Below are 21360 nucleotides of genomic sequence, written 5' to 3' on the forward strand. Positions count from 1 at the left end.
GCATGACGGTGAACCCTGAATCAGTCAGGCGGTCCCGTCGGCGCTTTCTCAAAGCCTCGGCCGCTGCAGTTCCGGGCCTCGTGCTCGGTTTCCACCTGCCCGCCGCGTTGGCTGGAAGAGCGGGCACGGCCGTTGCCGCGGACGGCGATCCGGTGGAAATCAATGCGTGGATTCGCATTGCCCCTGACGGCAATATTACCCTTGAGGTTGCCCGCGTCGAGATGGGGCAGGGTATTGCCACCGCATTGCCGATGCTGATCGCCGAAGAACTCGAGTGCGATTGGAAAGACGTGCGGATGGTGTTCGCCTCGCCGTCCGAGAACGTCGCGCGCAACAATGTATTCATGACGATGATTACGGGCGATAGCCGCAGCGTTCGCGATTCACAGCAATATCTGCGGCAGGCGGGCGCGAGCGCATGCGTCATGCTCAGGCAGGCTGCGGCGCAGCGCTGGCATGTCCCCCTTGAAGAATGTACCGCAAGCAGAAGCCGGGTGCTTCATGCAAAAAGTGGGCGCCATCTCGGCTATGGAGAACTGGCCGCGATGGCCGGCGCGCTGCCGGTTCCCAAAGATGTGAAGCTCAAGGATCAATCCACGTGGACCTTGCTGGGGAAGTCCCATCAGCGTCTCGATCTGCCGGCAAAAGTGAACGGTACGGCGCAGTTCGGCATGGACGTTCGCGTGCCGGGCATGCTCTACGCCGCGGTTGTGCAGTGTCCTGTGTTCGGCGGGAAAGTGGTTTCGGTTGACAGCAGCGAGGTAGACGGCAAGCGGGGCATCGTGAAGGTGCTGAAGATCGATAATTTCGTGGCGGTGATCGGCGACAACTGGTGGCGGGCACAGCAGGCAACCAGGTCGCTGAAGATCACCTGGGATTTCGGCGGGCACGAGAAAACCGACGACGCAAGTATTCGCGCGTTTCTTGAAGCGGGGTTTGCAGGTGATCTGAAACCCATGCGACAGGACGGGGACGCCACGGCCGTCTTCAGCAACGCGGCCAGAACGTTTGAAAGCGAATATTTCTCGCCGTTCCTCGCGCATACGACGATGGAGCCACAAAACTGCACCGCTCGCATCGATGGGGACAAGGTGGACTTATGGGCGCCTTCCCAAGGTCCCGACATATCGCTTGGCATCGCTGCGGATATTGCCGGCGTACCGAAGGCGAACGTGACGGTTCACCGTCTTTATCTTGGCGGAGGATTCGGTCGGCGCGGAATCAGTCAGGACTACGTCCGGCTCTCCATGCTGATCGCGAAGCAGATGCCGGGCCGGGCCGTCAAAATGGTCTGGAGCCGGGAAGAGGACGTACAACACGACTTCTATCGGCCCGCGTCAATCGTTCGGCAACGTGTCGCGCTCGATGAAAACGGGCAGATGACGGCGTGGAAAATCGACGTGGTGTCACCGTCAGTGCTCGGTGTTTTGCGGCCCGCGGCACTGAAAGACGGAGTTGACCTGATGCCGACCGATGGCTTTCGCGACATGCCTTACACGGTGTCGAATCTCGATGTCAGGTATGCGATGCGTAATACCGCGGTTCCAGTCGGTTTCTGGCGCGCCGTGTACCACTCGCAGAATCCGTTTGCGCGCGAATGTTTTATCGACGAGATCTGCGTGTCCACGCAGCAGGATCCGGTTGCCTATCGCCGAAAGTTACTCGCTGAACGCCCGAAACTCGTTGCTCTACTGGATGCCGTGGCAAACGCGTCGCGATGGAATATGCCGCGCGACACGGGGCGGGGTGCAGGCGTCGCTGTCAACGAAATGGATAACACTTTTGTAGCGGCCGCTGTCGAGGTCTCCGTGTCGCCGGACAAGACGGTGAAAGTGGAGCGCGCAATCGTTGCAATCGACTGTGGATATATCGTCAATCCGGATACGGTAATCGCGCAGATCGAGTCTTGCGCGGTCTTTGGGATGAGTGCGGCGTTTCTCGGTGAAGTCAACATTCGGGACGGCAAAGTTGTGCAAAGCAACTTTGCGGACTGCCCCGTCATGATGATGCACCACATGCCGCCTGTCGAATCGCTCCTGATGCCGTCTGGCGGTTTCTGGGGTGGTGTCGGCGAACCGCCGCTGTCCGTACTGATTCCTGCGCTAGTTAACGCAATAGGTGCTGCCACGGGCGAGCGGATACATTCGCTGCCGCTGGCGAAGCACGGATATGTGCTCGCCTGACGGTTTCGAATTGCTGTACGAATTGCTTTGCAATCACGCTACTTCACGTCGTCGGATTGCGACTGCCAAACAATTCGCTTTCGAGCTGCAATACGCTTAAAAAAGCGGACTCTGGGGTAAAGATTTGAGAGATCGCTGGTCTACGATGCATGTATCAGCTTAATTTCGGACAACCCTCTGGAGACAACGCAATGACCGACACGAATCACGCGGAGGCGCAACAAGTGCTGACCCGGTCGACTATTTCTTATGCACAGGCAAGCAAGGTCATTGAGGCCACGATCGCCTTCGCACAAACCAGAAACCTGCAACTGAGCATCGTTGTGCTCGATACCGGTGGCCACGTGGTGTCGTCAGCGCGAATGGATGGCGCGGGTTTCGTGACCATCGAAGTCGCGCGTGGCAAAGCCTTCGCGGTTGTCGCCACGGGTGGCACGCCAGGTGATGTTCTTGCAAAGCGCTACGAGGAAAACCCGATGGTGTGGGGTAACGTCGCGTCGCTGGGCTATGGCGCACCGCTACTGCCCGCACGCGGCAGCCTGCCGATCTTTTTGAATGGCAGCCTCATAGGCGCGATTGCCGCGAGCGGGGCGCCGTCGGAACTGGACGAGCAGGCCGTTCGTGCGGGTATTGCCGCGATCGGCGCAAAGGACGCATTGCAATGACGCGCACAGGTCTTGCTCATATTGACAAGGTGCTTTCGCAGAGCCGGCGTAGAGCGATGAAGCTCGGCGGCTCGCTCGGTCTTCTCGGTGTGACCATGCCGTTCGCCGTTGAGGCCGTCGCGGCGCAAGTGGGCGGCAATGTCCCGCCGGGCCGGGAGCACATTGTCGAGTCGAATGAACGGACAGTTCGGGTTGGCGTGGTCGATCCAAAAGCCGACGCCGTCGTGACGATCGAATCGGGTGACGTGGTCCGTTACGTGAATACCTGGATCAACTGGGGCAACGAAGCGAAATACGGCATGAGCTTCGCCGAGCGCGAGCCGATACGGCGCAAGTATCCTCAGGGACCGTACTCGCTGGTGGGTCCGGTGGCGATCAAAGGGGCACAACCGGGTGATCTGGTCGAATGCCGGATGATCAAACTCCGGCCGATCGGGTGGGGTTGGAACTCGGCTCCGCGCGGCGTCGGCGCATTGCCCAAAGACTTCGATAAACCGTATTTGAAGTACTTTCGTTTCGACGAGGAGCGGCGATATGCCGACTTCGCGCCTGGAATCCGTATTCCCCTGAAACCGATTCAGGGTTTTATGGCAACGGCGCCCGCGTCAGACGAAACGAAAAGCGCGATTCTCACCGGGCCCAATGGCGGCAACATCGCGCTGAGTGAACTCGTGGCGGGAACCTCACTGTTTCTCCCGGTTTCAAGGGATGGCGCAATGGTATGGACCGGCAACTCGCACGCCGCACAAGGCGACGGGCAAGTCGATCAGACCACGATCGAAACCGCCATGGAAGACCTGCGTATTCAGTACATCTTGCATAAGGGTGCATCCCTGCCGGGGCCGATGGCCGAAACGCCAACGCACTGGATCGGTCTTGGCTTTGGCGACACGATTGCCGACGCACTTAAATCAGGGTTGCGAGAGCAGATCAAATGGCTCGCTGCAAGCGCTGGAATAACCGACGCCGAAGCCTACGCGATATACAGCATGGCCGGCAGCTTCCGCGTTACCCAGTATGCCGATCAGGTCGCAAGCGCGTATAGCGTTATTCCCGCAAAGGCAGTTCACGGCATGCTGCCGAAGGCCATTTTCACGCCCGCGATGCGCGACCAGATTGCAGAGCGCACTCGTGCAGGAGTACGCACGGGCGGTGGGCAAGCTGCCGCTGCCGCCAGCGCAACCTGAAGATATTCTCGAACCCAGGTTGTCTTCGATTTCAACACAAGTAAATAGAGGAACGTACCATGTCCCACGCCACCAGGCGACCGCTGGTCGCAATCATGTCGGCCGCCGCAGCATGCTTCACGATGGCTTCAATCACACCGGCGAAGGCGAATGAATTTCTCACGACTCCCGCTACCGACAAACGCGCATATTCGCTGTCGGTTTCGACTCAAGGTGGGAAGACCGTTTACCTTGCCGGTCAGCTGAACATCGCCGACCTCGATAACAAACCTTTGCCCGGAGATTTCGACGGCCAGGCCCGGGCCGCTTTCAAGCGCATCCAGAAAACGCTCGAGCAATCGGGTGGCAACCTGAGTGACATCGTGTCGATGACCGTGTTCATCACCGACGTGCGATATGGCGAGCACTTCGCCGACATTCGCAGGGAATTTTTTGCGCCGGGCAAGTATCCGGCAAGCGCGCTGATCGCCATTCGCAATCTCGGCATTCCCGGCGCCTTGATCGAAATCCAGGCGACTGCGGTGGTGGGGGGGAAATGACAGCCAACGAATGCGAGCTTTGCGGCCCAGGACGGCGAAGGTTCTTCACGGGACTGGCTGCGCTGGCGGCAGGCAGTCTGGTCGGCATGCCGTCCGGCAACGCACAGACACAGACCGGCGCCTCCGGCGCGTCGGTTATCGCACCGGGACGCGACTGGATCGATGTTCACCATCATCTGGTCCCACCGGGTTACATGAGTCAGGTTCCGTCCGACGACGCCGTGCCTGGTGCGTCGGCCACACCGCGTCGCGCGCTGGACAACTGGACGGTCGCCCATTCGATCGAGCAGATGGACCAGGCGGGCGTCGCGACTTCGATCCTGTCGATCAGCAATCCCGGCATATGGTTTGGCGACAACGAGAAAGCGCGCAAGCTGGCGCGCGAGTGCAACGAGTATGGCGCAAAGCTGGTGTCAGCTTATCCAGGGCGCTTCGGCCTGTTTGCCGCGTTGCCGCTGCCGGACGTGGAAGGCAGCCTGCGTGAGATCGCCTACGCACTCGACGTCTTGAAAGCGGATGGCATCGGGCTGTACACGAGTTATGGGAACAAGTGGCTCGGTGATCCGGCGTTCGATCCGGTGTTCGCCGAATTGAACCGGCGCAAGGCGATTGTCTACACGCATCCGACCACTGCGGATTGCTGCCGCAATCTGCAGGCGGCCGTGTCGCCAAACGTCGTGGAGTATCAAACCGACACGACGCGTGCGATTGCCGAGATACTGGCTAGCGGCACGGCTTCGCGCTACCCCGACATGCGGATTATTTTTTCGCACGCAGGCGGAACGATGCCGTTTCTGATCGAGCGTTTTGCCGGTTGGGCAAAAAGTCCGCAGATCGCAAAGAATCTGCCCAAAGGGCTGAAGTGCGAGCTGGAGCGTTTCTATTACGACACGGCTCAAACGTCGAATTCAGTGGCGATGGGTGCGCTAACCAAGGTGGTGCCCGATTCGCAGATTCTTTTCGGCACGGACTACCCATTCAGAACGGTGGTCGAGCACGTGAAGAATCTCACTGAATGCGGCGTTTTCGACGACAAACGCTTGAGGGAAATCGGCCGCGGAAATGCGCTCGCGCTGTTGCCCCGATTCAGAACACGAGCCAGTTCATAAAGACTCAAATATCCTTCTATCAGGAGCAGGAAATGAAGTATCTCAATCGCAAGAAGAACGTTGTTATCGCATTGCTGGGTTTGCTGGCCGGTATCGGTGCCACGGCGAGTCAGGCAAAAGACTACATCACGACACCGGCTACTCAGGCGCGCGCCTATTCGCTCGCCGTGACGAGCGAGAGTCCGAAGAAGACGGTCTATTTCGCCGGCCAGACAGGCCGTTTCGGCCCGGATGGAAAGCTTATCGACGATTTCGACGGTCAGGCACGGCGCGCGTTCACGCTTCTCAATGAAACGCTGAAGAAGTCAGGCGGCAGTGTGGGAGACATTGTGTCGATGACAGTCTTCATCACCGACGTGCGTCAAGGCGAGCATTTTGCCAACATTCGTAAGGAGTTCTTTCCAGATGGCAAGTTTCCGGGCAGCGCTCTGATCACCGTCGACGGATTGATGGGGCAAGCCCAGATCGAAATTCAGGGTGTTGCGGTGATTGACGGCAAGTAGCAACACCGTCGTTTCACGATGACGTGAAACCTCAGGAGCGCCACCGGTTGGCCGATGCCGGTGGCGTGTGGTACTCGCCGCGATGGCGTTCAAACAACCAGCATTTCAGCGGCCGGTTGTGCATCCACCACCATGGAATATCGACGAAACTCGCTGGGTGGTACCGCCATGTGTTTGGTGAAGAAGCGCGTGAAATGACTGTGCTCTTCGAAGCCGAGTTCCAGCGCGATGTCGATCAAAGGCTTGGTGCTGCCAGTGAGCAGCTTGATAGCTAGCGTCATCCGCGTCCAGTCGATGTAGTGCTGCGGCGGAATGCCGACGCAGTTCTTGAACTGCTCGAAAAACCGTGATCGCGAAAGCCCGACATAGGTTGCAACGGTTGCGACCGAAGGGTTCTCCGCGGCATTTGCGTTGATGTAATCGAGCGCTTTGCGGATCCGGAAATCGGCTGATTTGCCCGATGAGCGGAAACTCATCGTGAGTGCAGGGTCGGCAAAATCACGCACCACCGCTCGCACGAGGTCCTGAAGAATCGCTTGCGATGCATCCTGGCACGCAACCAGCGGATTGGCGATTGCCGCAGCCAGCCGGTCGACGTGGTGCCTCACGTCGGGCGTGCATACCACGCTTGAAGACGGAAAGATGCGCGTCGCAGGACTTTCCGGAAGCTGCAGCCGCGTACGCAACCAGTCGACCTCGATCACCAGAGACAGGACAACCGAGGGATTCTCGGTCGAGTCGGTTTTGGAGTGCGATTCCCACGGATTGATGAGTAGTGCTCGACCATCCGATAGCACATAGGGCGTCTCGCCGATGCGGAAGAAGCTGTCGCTGCCTGCCAGCTTGAAGAGAAACTGATATTGCGCATGGGCATGAGCGACCAGCGCACGCCGGGTGAAGTTGACGCTGGCGCGCCCGAAAGGCCCTTGCAGTATCCGGCTTGGTTTCGCGCAATCTCGCGATGAATCCTCCATGTGCTCCATTTTTTCCTCCTACGGCCAACAGCGCGCGACCAACGTGAAATGAAAACTGACGGACTATCCGGTAAACAATCGGTCAGTATGGTCAGATGACTGCAATCGATTGCGGTAGCCTCCCGTAACGGTAACCAGCATAAATGGAGACGTCAATGAAAAGGGGTTCAGTGATTTCCCGCATAACGGCGAAATGGGTCGCTGGCACGCTTTTAGGTGTCCTCGCGGCAAGCAGCGAAGCAAGCGATGTTTCCTCTGTCCGTGTCCAGGACCTCGTGACGCAGCGTTGCGCAGCGTGCCATACCGCCGACGGTAATAGTGTCGTTGGTTTCTATCCACGCCTCGCAGGACAGAACCCGGACTATCTTCTCCAGCAGCTGCAGATGTTCAAGGGTTCGGACGGGCATCCGCCCCTTCGTCACAGCCTCTCGATGCAGCCAATGGTCGCCGACCTGTCGGAAGACGACATGCGTGCGCTAGCGGCCTATTACTCGACACAGACGCCTAAAGATAGCAAGCCCGTCACGGCCGTGGCGCCGGCGCTTGGTCAAAAGGTCTACACGGCAGGCAGCGAAGCCGGTGCGACCGCCTGTATTGCGTGCCATGGCGCCACTGGTGCGGGTGTGCCCGGCGCCTTCCCCCGTCTTGCCGGCCAGCACCAGGAGTACGTCGAGGCAGAACTGCACAACTACAAGGAGGGGCGCCGGGGCGGGAAGGGCAAACCGATGACCACTATAGGTCCGCTGCTTTCGGACGACGAGATCAAGGCGGTGGCCGCTTATGTGGCCGGGCTTAAGACTCCTTGAAAATTCGGATTATCTGGTAAGTGGTGCAGCGGGCCAGAGGCTCAAATGGCGGTAAGTGACGATCTCGATCGTCGGACGCTAAGTATTAACAATAAGAGGCTGGGCATCATGCCGTTTTTCAATCGCGATGGACAAAAATTGTGGTACGTCGATACGGGCAACGCTACCGGTCCCACCGTCGTCTTCTCCCATGGTTTCCTGATGGACGGATCGATGTTCGCAACGAACATTGAAGCACTTCGAGGCGAATTTCGCTGCATTGCATGGGATCAGCGCGGTTTCGGCCAGACCGGCGCCGTCGCGCAACCGTTCAGTTTCTGGGACTCCGCGCACGACCTGCTGGCACTTCTCGATCATCTCGAGATTGGCTCGGCCGCACTCGTCGGGATGTCGCAAGGCGGTTTTCTGTCCATGCGCGCGGCGTTGCTCGAACCGGATCGAGTGCGCGCGTTAGGGCTGATTTCGACTCGTGCCGGTGTTGATGAGCAGTCCGTGATCGATTCCTTCACGCAGTTGAAGCGGACATGGGCAGACAGTGGGGCCGCACTCGTTGCGGAGCCGCTTCGTTCGCTGTTGATAGGCGGCGATTTCGACGCTTCAAAGTGGACCCGCGCATGGCATCAAATGCGCAGGGCGGGCTTCGACTATCCGGTAGACGCCCTGACTGGCCGCGACGATCTCACGCCACGGCTTCAGGATATCACCTGCCCAGCCATTGTTTTTCACGGCAGCGTCGACCCGGCCATCGACATTGCGCATGGACGGTCGTTGGCAAATGGATTGCCGAATACCAAAGGCTTTGTGACGGTCGACGGCGCCGGTCATGCGCCGAACCTCACGCATCCACAATTTGTGAATGGGCCGCTGAGAGAGTTTTTACTGCGCTACACGGGCTGACGCGTGGCGATTGTCCCGCTGGTCGGATGCTGCGTCCAATATGTTGGCGGTCCGCGGGCGTGGTCTGCGTTTAGAGTTCGTCGTGAAATTTCAGCGAGGGCCATGGAGCACTCACTTTTTAGACGGAGCGAACGGTGCCTCAAACGATCGTTGTCAATGGACAGCCGCACGAAGTGAAATCGAGTCCAGACACACCGTTGCTGTATGTGCTGCGAAACGAGCTGCAGCTTAACGGTCCCAAGTTCGGCTGTGGGCTGGCGCAGTGCGGTGCATGCACCGTACACCTCGGGGATAACGCAGTGCGTTCATGCGTGTTCCCGGTGTCGGGAGCGGTTCAGCCTGTCACGACCGTGGAAGGCCTCGCGGCCCAGAAGCCGCCGAACCCGCTGATCGCTTCTTTCGTGAAGCATCAGGCGGTGCAATGCGGCTATTGCATCAGCGGAATGGTGATGACCTCTGCTGCACTGCTCAAACAGAAGCCGCACGCTACGCGGGCGGAAATCATTGCGGCGCTCGACGGAAACCTTTGTCGCTGCGGCACGCATTTGCGGATTCTCGATGCCGTGGCGGAAGCGGCTGGAGGCAAACAGGCATGACCAGCCGCCGGCGATTTCTCAAGCTGGGCGGCGGCCTTGCCATCTCATTCGCGCTGCCCCTGTCGCTGGGTTGGTCCGCGCTGGACGTGCAAGCTGCGGGCGAGGCCGGGACCGGCTCTCGCGATCCGGGCAACGCAGCAAAGACGCAGGACGCAGCGCGCGTGTCGGCCTGGCTTGCCATCGACACGCGAGGGAACGTAACCCTGTATGCCGGCAAGGTCGAGCTGGGGACAGGCGTGCAGACCGCGCTTGCGCAACTCGTGGCGGAAGAACTGGATGTGCCGGTTGAGCGTGTGATCGTGAATATGGGCGACACCTCCGTGGCGGTCAATCAGGGACCCACCATCGGCAGCCTGTCAATGCAGGTGAGCACGCTGCCGGTCCGCCGGGCGGCTGCAACCGCGCGTGCCCATATCGTTGCCGAGGCGTCGAAAGTCATGGGCGTGCCTGCCAGTCAGTTGGCGACGCGCGATGCGCGCGTGTATGAGAGCGCCGGTTCGGGGCGCACGATGGCCTATCGGGATCTGGTCCCTGAGACATGGGCGACACTGCCGGTCGATGAGACGGTCGTGATGAAAGAACCTCGCTCGTTCGCCGTGATCGGCAAACCGGTGCCGCGTCTCGAACTGCCGGCGAAAGTGGCGGGCGCGCATATGTACCTGCAGAACGTGCGATTGCCGGGCATGGCCCATGCACGCGTGATTCATCCGCCGCTCAATGGCGCGGTACTGGCGAAGGTGGATCGAAAGAGTATCGCCGATACGCCGGGTTTGATCGATCTTGTCGTCAAGCAGAACTTCGTTGCGGTGGTCTGCGAACAGGAGTTTCAGGCTGTCTCCGCGTCTCGTGCGTTGTCCATTGAGTGGACACTGCCGTCAAACGCAATCGACAGTACGGCCGTGTATGAAGCGATGCATACCGAACAGGGCTTCGACGCCGAACTGCGCAAAAGCGGGGACGCGGACGCGTCTTTCGAACAGGCCGGCAAGCGTCTGAGCGCGATTTACCGGACGCCTTACCAGACGCATGGCTCGATCGGACCGTCGTGTGGTGTGGCGGACGTCAAGGCGGATTTCGCAACCATATGGTCGGCAACGCAGGGTTCGTTTCCGCTGCGCGATGCCGTCGCCGCGCTGATTGGCATGCCAAAGGAGAAAGTGCGTGTGGTGTGGACGGAGGGCGCGGGTTGCTACGGTCACAATGGCGCTGACGATGCATCGGCCGAGGCCGCACTGATATCTCAGGCGCTCGGCCGCCCGGTACGGGTGCAATGGATGCGCCACGACGAGCATGGCTGGGACCCGAAATGTCCAGCGGCAGAAGCACAGATCAAGGGTAGCGTGGGCGCGGACGGGAAGATCGAAAGCTGGTCGTACACGATATCGACACCGACCCACATTTCCCGCCCGATGGGGAGCGCGGGAAACCTCTTGCCGGGCCGGCTGATGGGTTTGCCGCCCAAGCCGGTACGCGTGGGCGGAGATCATTGTGCGAGAACGTTGTACCACTTCCCGAACGAACGGGTCGCCGTGCGCTGGCTGCCGGACGGCCCGCTGCGGCCATCGGCCATGCGCGGCCTGGGTGCGGTCGCAAACACGTTCGCCAACGAATCGTTTCTGGACGAACTGGCCGGTCTGGCGGGTCGCGATCCGTTGGAATTCCGCATCGCGCATCTGAGCGACGAGCGGGCGATCGCGGTGCTTCAGGAGGTGAAGAAGATATCGAACTGGAGTGTGCGGCGCGCACCCGCGGCCAGAACGGACGCCCCCGTTCGCGAAGGAGTGGGCGTCGCTTTCGCGGAACTCGAACCAGGCGGCGCTTATGTGGCGTCGGTGTGCTGCGTGGAGGTGGACGTCCAGAGCGGTGAGACCCGCGTGACACGCGTATTTGTCGCGCATGATTGCGGGTTGATCGTGAATCCGGATGGTTTGCGCAATCAGATTCAAGGGTGTGTGATTCAAACCCTCAGCCGTTCGCTCAAGGAGGAGGTGCGCTTCAACCAGAAGGAAATGCTGTCGCTCGACTGGGCGAGCTATCCGATCATACGGTTCAGCGAATTGCCGTCAGAGGTAACGATCTCGCTGGTGAATCGCGTCGACCGGCCGCCGGTTGGCGCCGGCGAACCGACGGCGCTTACCATCGCGCCTGCCGTTGGCAATGCAATATTTCATGCGACGGGCGTGCGGCTTAGAAAAACACCTTTTACCGCTGCGGAGTTCAAGGCGGCACAGAAGACCTGAACCGCTTACCCTGGTGGGCTCCATCCCTGCACCAGGGACCTTGTGCCGATGCGCATGCGCATCGGCTTTTTTTCCCCTCTCCTCAGGTTAAATGGTTCAAGATATCGGAGCTACGGTACAGGCGCTGGATGACGGTCATCCTGGGGTCTCGAAGCGCCGGGCACACGCGGAGTTGAGTAACTACACACTATGCTCGACCTCAACGACTTTTATTACTTCGTGAATGTTGTCGATCGTGGCGGAATGACGGCGGCGAGTCGCAACCTCTCGGTGCCGAAATCGACCATCAGCTATCGTATCCAGCAACTGGAAGCGTCGCTGGGTGTACGCCTGATTAATCGGTCCTCACGGCAGTTCAGCGTGACGGAAGCCGGCATGGAGTTCTACAAACACGCAGCGCTGATGCTGGAGGAAGCGCAAGCAGCGGAAGCGATCGTCAAGCGCCGGCTGGTTGAACCCGGCGGTCTCATCCGGGTCACGACGGCGGCTGCAATCGCGGAGTTCGCCACCTCCAGCTTATTGCCGGAATTTCTTGGCAAATACCCCAGGATCAATGTGATCCAGCACATCACGGATGCCTCCGTCGATCTGATTGCGGAAAATTTTGACCTTGCCATCAGGGCACACTCGAATTCCTTACCAGACTCGAACCTGGTACAGCGGACACTGGGTTTTGCACCCTGGCGTCTGTTCGCGGGTCAACACTACGTTAAGGCGTTCGGGACACCAGACAGCCCTGAGCAGCTTGCCCGTCACGACGCTCTTTTCATGATGCGAACAGGCGTTCAACCCATGTGGCGGCTTCGGCGTTCTGACGGTGTTGAGCATCAGGTGCGTCTGCGGCCGCGCGTGATGACCAACGACATGGTCAGCCTGAAGGCCGCCGCCCAGATGGGTCTGGGAATCGTTGCGCTGCCTGCTTATATCTGTCGTGACGATGTCCTTGCCGGCAGGCTTCAACCCGTACTTCCGGAATGGTCCGCGGGCGAGTCGACCCTGACTGCTTTGTTGCCGTTCCGGCATGGGGTATTACCGTCGGTCCGGGCGTATCTGGACTTTCTGGTGAGCGAGATTCCAAAGGCTCTCGTGTTCTGACGGGCCGTGAATCAGCGAATTGCCGTCTTGACGGCATGCAGGTCGGTCAGTATTATGCAATCGATTGCACGATCGAAACAAGGTGGCATGTGGAACAGAATGAACAGAACCTGAATGCGTTGACTGTCCTCGGTTTTGAGGGGGCGTTTAACCTGCCCATATGGGTGGGTCAACAGCAGCGGTACTTCGAAAAGTACGGGCTCGAAGTCGTGTTTGAGTACGTGAAGGGCTCCGTCGACATGATCAATCGCATGACTTCTGGCGCCGCGCAGGTGGCATTGACCAGTGTGGACAATGTGCTTGCATATCGGGGCGGGCAGGGAGAAACCGCGAATGGAAGCGCACCCGATCTGGTCGCATTCATGGGGGGCGATCATGGGTTCCTCTCATTGATGGCGAGGCCGGCGATCACGTCTGTGCCGCAGTTGCGAAGCAAGACCCTTTCCGTCGACGCGTTGACAACCGGTTTTGCATTCGTGCTGCGGGAAGTCCTGCGGGCGAATCAGATTGCCGCGACAGACGTGACGTTTGAGGCGGCCGGCGGCACGGGCAATCGTTATCGCGAGCTGGTCGCCGGCAAGCACGACGCGACACTCGTACGCACGCCCTTTGAGCGCCTCGCGCAGCGCCAGGGATTCAATGTGCTGGCGCGTGGCAAATCCCTGTTTGCAGACTATCTGGGGACTGTCGGCGCGGTCACGCAGTCGTGGGCCTCGCACAATCAGGATGAGTTAGTCAGATTCATTCTGGCGTACCGGGAAGCGTTGAGCTGGATCTTCGACGCGAACAATCAGGATGCGCTAGTCGACATACTGCGAGCAGAGTTCGTCGAGCTAACGGACGACGATGCTCGCGCCGTACTTGAGGATCTGGTGGATCCGGTTTTCGGCCTCATTAGTGACATGAGCATTTCGGATGCGGGCCTGGAGCAGGTCTCGCACATTCGTGGGACCCATGCGCCGGCGACGGCGACGCTGTCGTGCCACGAGTGTGTCGACCGGCAGTACCTGCGAATGGCGCAGAATTCGGCTCGCTGGGCGCGTTAGAGCACCGCATCGCGCGGGTCAAGGCAGGCGGAGATGTTTTCAGATCTCCGCCCTTTAATCCGGCATTGCAGGGTTAGTTCACTACGGCAATCGCCTGGATCTCGATCAGCATTTCCGGTCTGGCCAGACCGACCACCGTAATCAACGCGCTCGCAGGAAAGTTGTCGCCAAAGATATCCTTGCGGATTTGGGTGAACTGATCGCCAAAGCGCGAATCGGTAATGGAAACCGTCATCGTGACGATATCCGCGAGCGTTCCGCCTGCTTGATCGAGTGTTTTGGCAATCCGGGAAAAGATCTCCCGTGCCTGCCCCGAAAAATTTCCGGCAAGGGAGTTGCCCTGTTCATCGTCGACCACGGTTTGTCCCGCCAGCCACACAATCCGGCCGCCTTCCGTGATGACAGCAGGGGAGTACGCACGCTCTTGCGCGGCATCGCGCTTGACGTAGTTGCGAACGTGTTTCTTCTGCGGATCATTTGTCATACATACCTCACTTCGCTAAGTTAAGTTGAACCTGAACGTCTTGCACATGGACATCGGCATGATCGTGCAAACGATTGCATAATAATCAACCAGGAAGGGATTGTCAAAACGCTGAGTGGAGAGAGATCGCACTCTTCTGGTGCGTCAGAATGCTGTGACGAGGTAGATTTTTGCCTGCTCTCCGAGTGGTTCCACTGGTAAACCATAGTGTTTTCATGCAATCGATTGCATTAAATTTCCATTGGACTCAAATACGCAATAGGAGCAATAGAATGCTGGCAACACAATCCATCCCGGTTAGATCGTTCATCAACGAACGGAAGCTTTCAGGATTCCAGATCAGGACACTCGTTCTCTGTTTCCTGATTCTGGTCCTGGATGGTTACGATACGGTCGTCGTAGGTTTCATCGCTCCAGTGCTCAAGTCACAACTCGGAGTCAGCCCGATGCAGTTTGCGCCCGTGTTCGGCGCCGGGTTTCTTGGCCTGGCCATCGGGTCGTTCGTCTTCGGGCCCGTCGCGGACCGTTTTGGCCGCAGGGTCACGCTGATCTGTGCCGTACTATTGTTCAGTTTGTTCAGCATCCTTTCGGCGCTGGCGACGTCGATCGAAGCGCTGATCGCCTTGCGTCTGATAACCGGCCTCGGGTTGGGAGGCGCGATGCCTAACGCCTACACGCTGGCCGCCGAATACTGTCCTGATCGCATGCGCTCTTCGCTGATCGCCCCCCTCGGCTGCGGCATCTCCGCGGGCGGTGTGCTGGGCGGTCTCGTCGCGCCGCATATGGTGAGCAACTATGGCTGGCAGTCGATGCTGATCCTGGGCGGCGCACTTCCTTTGTTGTTTTCCGTATTTCTGATCGTCTGGCTGCCGGAGTCGGCAAGCTTTCTGTTGACGCGCGGTCGCCAGTCCGAAGCACAGGCCATCATTCAGCGCATCGAACCGCACACGCCGCTGGGTGAGACGCGTTTTACGCTCGATGAGGTGGCCGACCAGGGATTTCCGGTGAGCCACCTGTTGCGTTCGGGACTTCGCGGCGGTACCTTGCTGCTCTGGGTAACTGGATTCATGGCATTGCTGGCCGTTTATTTTCTCGGTAACTGGTTGACGATTCTTATCCAGGAGAGCGGTGTACCGTTTGGCCGTGCATCGCTCATGACCGCGCTCTATCTGACCGGCAACGGCCTCGGTGCGATTTTCCTCGGTTTCCTGATGGATCGGATGAATCCGCAGTACGTGGTTGCCGGCGCGTTCCTTTGTGCAGCAGTCTGTCTTGCGTCGTTCGGTCATCTCACGGGAGTTCCGGCGCTCGCGCTGGTCGCGCTTTTCCTGACCGGCGTCGGTACTGGCGGTGCCATGACCGGGACCAGTATTCTGTCGACTAGCTTCTATCCGACAGCCACGCGCGCCACGGGCGTGGCGTGGACGCTTGGGATGGGGCGGGTAGGGTCGATTGTCGGTTCGATGATCGGTGGTGTGATGCTCGCCGCGCAATGGGCACCCACGATCATGTTCGCCGTGGTATCCGTCCCGATCGCAGTCGCCGCCGTGAGCGTCTATGGACTCGCAGTTTATCGGCGGCGCAATCCGGTGTCGGTAGCAACGGTTCTTTCAACGCAATAGGGATGTCCCAACTGGAGCCTGAAACGAATGCACGTTGAGCGACTGATGGGGTCTTCATGACCCTGCAAGCGGATGCCGGCAGCACCGCCTTGCCTCGCTGGCGGGACGAACTCAGAACGTACTGGAAGGACGACGGCCCGCGTTTTCTGCATATCGTGAAGGTGGCCATCGCGATCACGCTGGCGATGGGCATCTGCATGCGCCTCGAGTTGCGCACGCCGGCCACGGCGATGGTTTCCTGCGTGATCGTGATGATGCACCAGCAAAGCGGCATGGTGATCGCGCGAGGTTTCTATCGCGGGCTGGGCATGGTGTGCGGCAGCTTCGCAGGGCTGTTGCTCATCACGTTTTTCCCGCAACAGCCGCTGCTGTTTCTTGTCGCGCTCGCGGTGTGGATTGGCGCGTGCGTATTCGGCGCGGCGTACTACCGGAATTTTCAGTCGTATGGTTTCGTGCTGACCGGGTATGGCACAGCCATCACGGCGATACCTGTGTGGTCCAACCCGTACGGTGTCTACGACAACGTCGTGTTCAACGTCAGCGAGGTGGTGATCGGCGTGGCATGCGCAAGCATCGCCAGCGCCGTGGTGTTTCCGCGCTCGGTTGTGCCCGAGCTCTACGCGTCGAGCCGCAAGAATTTCACGGACCTCCTGAGTTCGATGCACACCATGCTCAACCGTGCGAGGGGTGTCACGGGGTGCGAAGCACTTCTCCAGCTGATTCGCGAGCGTGTAGGTGTGGAGAGTCTGCGCAGCGGCGCCGTGTTCGAGGATCCCTCGATACGTCTGCACAAGCCTGTTTTTCTCGACCTCGACCGCAGCTTTCTCGACACGGTCGCGTGGATTCACGCGCTGCATCAGTTGCAGGCAAGGGTCGCCGCCGAGGCCGATCCGCGCGCGCTCGCGGCCGTTGAAGAACTGATCGGAGCGCTGCTCGCTATCGTGCCGAACGCGACACCGGAACAGATCACGATGGACGCCGTGAGTACGCTCGCGAGCCGCCTCGACGCTTTCGAGCAGGCCTTGCCCGCGCATTTGGGCCGGCTGCTGCAATCGCTCGCGGATCTTCCGCCGCTTCAACGGCAGTTCGTGGCGACCACGGGCTCGGCGCTGTTCTTCTCGATCGCGGATCTGCGCGTGATGTGCAGAAACTATGTGGCAGCGCGTACCCATGGCCGGCCAGCGTGGTCGCTGTCGCTGCTTCAGACCATCAGCCGGATTGGCGCAACCCGGGCTACGGTCAATCGCGCGGCGGCGACGATCGCCGGCACGCGCGCGGCGGTGGCGGTTCTGCTGGTCGGTGCGGCCTGGATTGCCTCCGGCTGGATCGGTGGCGCGACCGCGATCGTCGCGGTGGCGATCACGAGTGCGCTGTTCGCGCTCGCACCCAATCCCGCTGTCGCGAGCTGGCAGATATTCAGCGGCTGCCTCGGCGGCTGGGTCGCGGGTTTCGCGTTCAACTTTTTCGTGCTGCCGCGTATCGATACCTTCGAGTTGCTGGCCGCGACGATCGCGATTTTCGTCATGGTGGGCAGCTATGTGAACACGTTTGCGAAGACGTCGATTCTCGGGCTTGGTTTCAACATTTATTTCTGCTTTATCGTCAACATCACGAATCCCACGGTTTATAACCCGAGTGCCTATCTCGACACCGGTTTTGCACTGCTGTGCGGTATCGCGGCGGCGGCGGTCGCATTTTCGGTTCTGGTGCCGCGCGCGGGCGACTGGCTCTCGGCGCGATACATGAAGCAGATTCGCGACCTGATCACCTATGATGCCCGCGGCGGCGATCTCGACGACCTGCTGTACACGTTCGATTTGAGCTTGCGGGATTTCATTCTGCAGGTCGCTTCGGCGCCGATCGATGCGCGCGTGAACCGCGATCGTCTGATCGGTTGGGCGTTCGCCGCGCTCGAGATCGGCCGTTCGATGATCCAGATGCGCCTTGACACCGAGCAGCTCGGCGCGAGCCTGCCGCAGGGCTGGCTCGCGGAGCAGGAGGCGTGGCTGGCCGCACTCGGCGAGGTCTTTTCGGACGCGACGCCGCAGTCCGCTGAAAAGGCACTCGCAGCGACCCGGCACGCCTTGAACATGCTGCCGATTGGGCCGGACTTCGCGGTCGATGAGACGACGCTCAAGCGCTACCGGATGCGCGCGCTGCTGCATTTCACCGAACTGACCTTATGCGACGAGAGCCTGGCGCTATGGCAAACCACGGAGAAGCCGGTATGAAACCTCCGCACCTGTCTTTCGTGGTGCCGTTGCCGCCACGAACCCGCTGCCGGCCGCTGGCGGCCGCGCTCGTCTGCACGCTGTTGCTCAGCGGCTGCATCACCAGCGGCGGCATCCACACGCATGAATCGATGATCGAGCCCGCAACGCTCGATCCGGGCGCCGCGCTGCGCGCCACCCAGGCGGATGCGAAGTGGCCGGCGGGCGGCTGGTGGCGCCAATGGAACGATCCGCAGCTCGACACGCTGGTGCAGGACGCCACCGAAGGCAATCCTGGCTTGCGCGCGGTCGAGGAGCGGATCGATGCGGCGCGTTTTCAGGCGCAAATCGCCGGCGCAGCCGAGTTGCCGCAACTCGACGCGAGCGGCAGCTTCCAGCGCAAGCGCTATGCGCGCTATACGACCCCGGCGCCGCCGGGCGGCACGACGGTGTGGAGCAACAGTATCGAGGCGGATCTTTCCTATGATCTCGATCTGTGGGGCAAATCGCGCGCGATTCGCGAAGCCGCGCTTGACAACGTACACGCGACAGCTGCGGACGCGCGCTTCGCGGAAGTCGAACTCCAGACCGCCGTGGTGCGCAGCTATATTCAGCTGGCGCTCCAGTACGCATTGCTCGACGTCTACCGCGCCGTGCAAGCTGAACAGCAGCACACACTGGACATCGCGATGCGCCGCCGGCGCGCCGGTGTCGGCAGCGGTCTCGAGGTTAGCCAGGCGCAGACCCAGCTTTCGGTAAGCACGACGCGAGTCCAGCAGGCGCAGCAGCAACTCGCGCTGGAGCGCATCGGCCTCGCCAGTCTTGCGGGCAAGGGACCCGGCTACGGCGATGCGCTGCACCGCCCGAGCCTGCCGTTGAGCGTGCCGGTCGCCTTGCCGGCATCGTTGCCGGCGGAACTGATCGGGCATCGCGCCGACGTGGTGGCGCAGCGTTGGCGCGTGCTCGAAGCGGACAAGGGCATCGATGCGGCGCACGCCGATTTCTATCCGGACATCAATCTGCTGGCGACCGCATCGCTGGGATCGGCGGCAACCTTCGGCGGCTTCCTCAACTTTCTCAACAGCGATGGCGCAGGGCACGGCGTGGGCGCCGCGATCTCGCTGCCGATCTTCGATGGCGGCCGGCGGCGTGGCAATTACGGCGTGGCGGTGAGCTCGCGCGATGCAGCGGTGGATGCGTACAACCAGAGCGTCGTGAACGCGATGCAAGGCGTCGCAATGCAGATCGTGTCGCTGCGCTCGCTCGAACAGCAGCAGGCCTCGGTGACAGCCACGCTCGATTCGGCGCGCAAATCGTTCCAGCTCGCCGACGCCAGCTATCGCAGCGGCATCACCGAGTTTCTGAACGTGCTGGCGGCGCAGAGCGAACAGTTGCAGCAGGAGGAAAGCCTCGCCACGATTCAGGCCAAACGGCTCGACGCATGGGCACTCCTGATGAAGGAACTGGGCGGCGGTTTCGCCTCGGCGTCACCGGAATCTGGACCTCAAGGAGTAGCCGATGCCGGGCGAAATTGATCTGTTCTCACTGCTCGTGCCCGGTCTGCTGCCGATACTCGCAGGCTGCGTGCTGTTGTTCGTGGTTCTCGACCTCGTGCTGGCCAGGTTCGGCTTTTATCGCCACACGTGGCACCCGAGCCTGTTCCGGGTCGCGCTGTTTGCCGCATTGTTCAGCGGCGCGTCGCTGCTGCTCTGGCGATGAACCTCACAAGGCATCCACTTCCATGAGCCCACTGACTGCTCACGCTCACACCAGGTCATCAAGATGAAAACCCAATCCATCCTGCGCGCAGGTTTCACGCTTACGCTTCTCGTGGTGGCGGTCGTGCTGGTTCGCATACTGTGGTCCGACTATATGTTCTCGCCGTGGACGCGCGACGGCCGGGTCCGTGCGCAGGTCGTGCAGGTTGCCACCGATGTGTCGGGGCTGGTGAGCGAAGTGCGGGTCAAGGACAACCAGTTGGTGCAAAAAGGCGACATCCTGTTCGTACTCGATCCGGCGCGCTTTCACTATGCAGTCGCACAAGCCGACGCCGATCTGCTGCGCGCTCAGGCGCAGATGGACCAGGCCAAGGCGCGGATGGCGTCGAGCGGCTCTGGCTTCGCGATGAAGCGGGCCCAGGCGGCGCGGCGCGCCAAGCTGGCAGGCGACGTGATTTCGGACGAAAACCGGCTCGATTCAGCATCGCTTGCCACCCAGTCCGCTGCCGACTACGCCGCTGACGTCGCCGCCTATAGCGCGGCCCAGGCCGCGGTGAAATCGGCCGTGGTGGCGCAGCAGACGGCCGCGCTGAACCTGACGCGCAGCGAGGTGCGCGCGCCGTCGGACGGCTTCATCGCCAATCTGAACCTCTATGCCGGCGATTTCGTGACGGCCGGTACCGCGCGCATGGCGCTGATCGACTCACACTCGTTCTGGGTTTACGGTTACTTCGAAGAGACCAAGCTGCCGCGTGTGCACATCGGCGATCATGCGGTGATACGGTTGATGTCAGGCGGCGACGAGATTCAGGGGCATGTCGACAGTCTGGCGAGCGGGATTGCCGATCGTGACAATCCGACCAGCAATGGCGATCTGCTGGCGGATGTCAACCCGGTCTTCACGTGGGTGCGGCTTGCCCAGCGCGTGCCCGTGCGGATCCACCTCGATCAGATTCCTGCCAGTGTCAAACTGGCGATGGGCATGACCTGTACGGTCACACTGAGGTCGCGCGCCGCTCATTGAACGGGCGCGGCCTCGCCTGGCCTCAGTGTGGAGCAGGCGCAAGCGGGCCAAGACCGGCGTGCCGGGAATGGCCTGCCTGGCACGCGTATCTAGAACGGCAGGAGGGCGCCGGATGCATGGCTTTGCTGGAGAATGGCAGCCAGAAGAAAGAGCAGTACGAAGGGATATTGCATTCGCATCCATTCTTTCGATCGGGTGAACGACACCAGAATTCCCAGCGTGAGCACCAGAAGAATCGATGCCCCCAGCCATTGCGCACCGGGTACGACCAGCAGAATCGCCCCAATGAATTCAAGCGTTGCGACGCCCACCCGGAACCAGCCCGGGTAACCCCATTTGGTGAACTCGGTGCGAATGGTCTGCGGACCTGTCAGGTTGACGACGGCCGCTGCGAAAAAAGCGCAGGCGACGATGATGTTCACGTATTCCATGGCTCTGAATGGGTTGAAGTGGCAGGTCCAG

20 protein-coding genes are annotated in these 21360 nt (G+C 60.4%); 17 read left to right on the forward strand and 3 right to left on the reverse strand.

Annotation, left to right across the window (positions count from 1 at the left end):
• Positions 1 to 2: 2 nt before the first annotated feature.
• From BCY88_RS05035 to BCY88_RS05060, 6 genes are all read left to right on the forward strand, one after another.
• Positions 3 to 2183, forward strand: a complete 2181-nt coding sequence (locus BCY88_RS05035; protein ID WP_120343188.1) for a xanthine dehydrogenase family protein molybdopterin-binding subunit — start codon at positions 3 to 5, stop codon at positions 2181 to 2183.
• Positions 2184 to 2374: 191 nt separating this feature from the next.
• On the forward strand, positions 2375 to 2848 hold the full coding sequence (locus tag BCY88_RS05040; RefSeq protein ID WP_120343189.1) for a GlcG/HbpS family heme-binding protein: 474 nt from the start codon (positions 2375 to 2377) through the stop codon (positions 2846 to 2848).
• The gene (locus tag BCY88_RS05045; protein WP_259461243.1) at positions 2845 to 4035 is read left to right on the forward strand and encodes an acetamidase/formamidase family protein; all 1191 of its coding nucleotides are present in this window, start codon (positions 2845 to 2847) and stop codon (positions 4033 to 4035) included. The genes BCY88_RS05040 and BCY88_RS05045 overlap by 4 nt, the downstream gene beginning before the upstream one ends.
• Before the next feature lie 59 nt (positions 4036 to 4094).
• The gene (locus BCY88_RS05050; protein WP_259461244.1) at positions 4095 to 4574 is read left to right on the forward strand and encodes a RidA family protein; all 480 of its coding nucleotides are present in this window, start codon (positions 4095 to 4097) and stop codon (positions 4572 to 4574) included.
• On the forward strand, positions 4571 to 5683 hold the full coding sequence (locus BCY88_RS05055) for an amidohydrolase family protein (protein WP_120343191.1): 1113 nt from the start codon (positions 4571 to 4573) through the stop codon (positions 5681 to 5683). The genes BCY88_RS05050 and BCY88_RS05055 overlap by 4 nt, the downstream gene beginning before the upstream one ends.
• 32 nt (positions 5684 to 5715) lie before the next feature.
• The gene (locus BCY88_RS05060; RefSeq protein ID WP_183081283.1) at positions 5716 to 6186 is read left to right on the forward strand and encodes a RidA family protein; all 471 of its coding nucleotides are present in this window, start codon (positions 5716 to 5718) and stop codon (positions 6184 to 6186) included.
• 89 nt (positions 6187 to 6275) lie between these two features.
• Here BCY88_RS05060 and BCY88_RS05065 read toward each other — a convergent pair whose 3' ends face one another.
• On the reverse strand, positions 6276 to 7169 hold the full coding sequence (locus tag BCY88_RS05065) for an AraC family transcriptional regulator (protein ID WP_120343193.1): 894 nt from the start codon (positions 7167 to 7169) through the stop codon (positions 6276 to 6278).
• A gap of 146 nt (positions 7170 to 7315) precedes the next feature.
• On the opposite strand from BCY88_RS05065, the gene BCY88_RS05070 reads away from it, so the two are divergent.
• The 6 genes from BCY88_RS05070 (at position 7316) to BCY88_RS05095 (ending at position 13840) form a co-directional block, all read left to right on the forward strand.
• Positions 7316 to 7966 carry a c-type cytochrome gene (locus BCY88_RS05070; RefSeq protein WP_183081284.1) on the forward strand — a complete coding sequence of 217 codons (651 nt, stop codon included), beginning with the start codon at positions 7316 to 7318 and terminating at the stop codon, positions 7964 to 7966.
• Positions 7967 to 8011: 45 nt separating this feature from the next.
• Positions 8012 to 8863 carry an alpha/beta fold hydrolase gene (locus BCY88_RS05075; protein ID WP_259461245.1) on the forward strand — a complete coding sequence of 284 codons (852 nt, stop codon included), beginning with the start codon at positions 8012 to 8014 and terminating at the stop codon, positions 8861 to 8863.
• A gap of 134 nt (positions 8864 to 8997) precedes the next feature.
• Positions 8998 to 9459: a (2Fe-2S)-binding protein gene (locus BCY88_RS05080; protein WP_120343196.1), complete on the forward strand. Its 462-nt coding sequence runs from the start codon at positions 8998 to 9000 to the stop codon at positions 9457 to 9459.
• On the forward strand, positions 9456 to 11699 hold the full coding sequence (locus BCY88_RS05085; RefSeq protein WP_120343197.1) for a xanthine dehydrogenase family protein molybdopterin-binding subunit: 2244 nt from the start codon (positions 9456 to 9458) through the stop codon (positions 11697 to 11699). Before BCY88_RS05080 ends, BCY88_RS05085 begins: the two co-directional genes overlap by 4 nt.
• A 189-nt stretch (positions 11700 to 11888) precedes the next feature.
• The gene (locus BCY88_RS05090) at positions 11889 to 12794 is read left to right on the forward strand and encodes a LysR substrate-binding domain-containing protein (protein ID WP_120343231.1); all 906 of its coding nucleotides are present in this window, start codon (positions 11889 to 11891) and stop codon (positions 12792 to 12794) included.
• 89 nt (positions 12795 to 12883) lie between these two features.
• Complete coding sequence (locus BCY88_RS05095) at positions 12884 to 13840, forward strand: ABC transporter substrate-binding protein (protein ID WP_183081285.1); 957 nt, start codon at positions 12884 to 12886, stop codon at positions 13838 to 13840.
• Positions 13841 to 13913: 73 nt separating this feature from the next.
• Here the strand turns inward: BCY88_RS05095 and BCY88_RS05100 are convergent, their stop codons facing one another.
• On the reverse strand, positions 13914 to 14324 hold the full coding sequence (locus BCY88_RS05100; protein WP_120343199.1) for a RidA family protein: 411 nt from the start codon (positions 14322 to 14324) through the stop codon (positions 13914 to 13916).
• A 272-nt stretch (positions 14325 to 14596) separates the two neighbouring features.
• On the opposite strand from BCY88_RS05100, the gene BCY88_RS05105 reads away from it, so the two are divergent.
• The 5 genes from BCY88_RS05105 (at position 14597) to BCY88_RS05125 (ending at position 20898) form a co-directional block, all read left to right on the forward strand.
• Positions 14597 to 15946 carry an MFS transporter gene (locus BCY88_RS05105; protein WP_120343200.1) on the forward strand — a complete coding sequence of 450 codons (1350 nt, stop codon included), beginning with the start codon at positions 14597 to 14599 and terminating at the stop codon, positions 15944 to 15946.
• A 56-nt stretch (positions 15947 to 16002) separates the two neighbouring features.
• The gene (locus BCY88_RS05110) at positions 16003 to 18177 is read left to right on the forward strand and encodes an FUSC family protein (RefSeq protein WP_120343201.1); all 2175 of its coding nucleotides are present in this window, start codon (positions 16003 to 16005) and stop codon (positions 18175 to 18177) included.
• The gene (locus tag BCY88_RS05115; RefSeq protein WP_120343202.1) at positions 18174 to 19691 is read left to right on the forward strand and encodes an efflux transporter outer membrane subunit; all 1518 of its coding nucleotides are present in this window, start codon (positions 18174 to 18176) and stop codon (positions 19689 to 19691) included. Before BCY88_RS05110 ends, BCY88_RS05115 begins: the two co-directional genes overlap by 4 nt.
• The gene (locus BCY88_RS05120; protein WP_120343203.1) at positions 19675 to 19875 is read left to right on the forward strand and encodes a DUF1656 domain-containing protein; all 201 of its coding nucleotides are present in this window, start codon (positions 19675 to 19677) and stop codon (positions 19873 to 19875) included. The genes BCY88_RS05115 and BCY88_RS05120 overlap by 17 nt, the downstream gene beginning before the upstream one ends.
• A 63-nt stretch (positions 19876 to 19938) precedes the next feature.
• On the forward strand, positions 19939 to 20898 hold the full coding sequence (locus BCY88_RS05125) for an HlyD family secretion protein (RefSeq protein WP_183081286.1): 960 nt from the start codon (positions 19939 to 19941) through the stop codon (positions 20896 to 20898).
• Positions 20899 to 20987: 89 nt separating this feature from the next.
• Here the strand turns inward: BCY88_RS05125 and BCY88_RS05130 are convergent, their stop codons facing one another.
• A complete protein-coding gene (locus BCY88_RS05130; protein ID WP_120343205.1) occupies positions 20988 to 21329 on the reverse strand; it encodes a DoxX family protein in 342 nt (113 codons plus the stop codon).
• Between the last annotated feature and the right edge of the window lie 31 nt (positions 21330 to 21360).

It is taken from the genome of Paraburkholderia fungorum (assembly GCF_003610895.1).
Lineage (GTDB): Bacteria > Pseudomonadota > Gammaproteobacteria > Burkholderiales > Burkholderiaceae > Paraburkholderia > Paraburkholderia fungorum_B.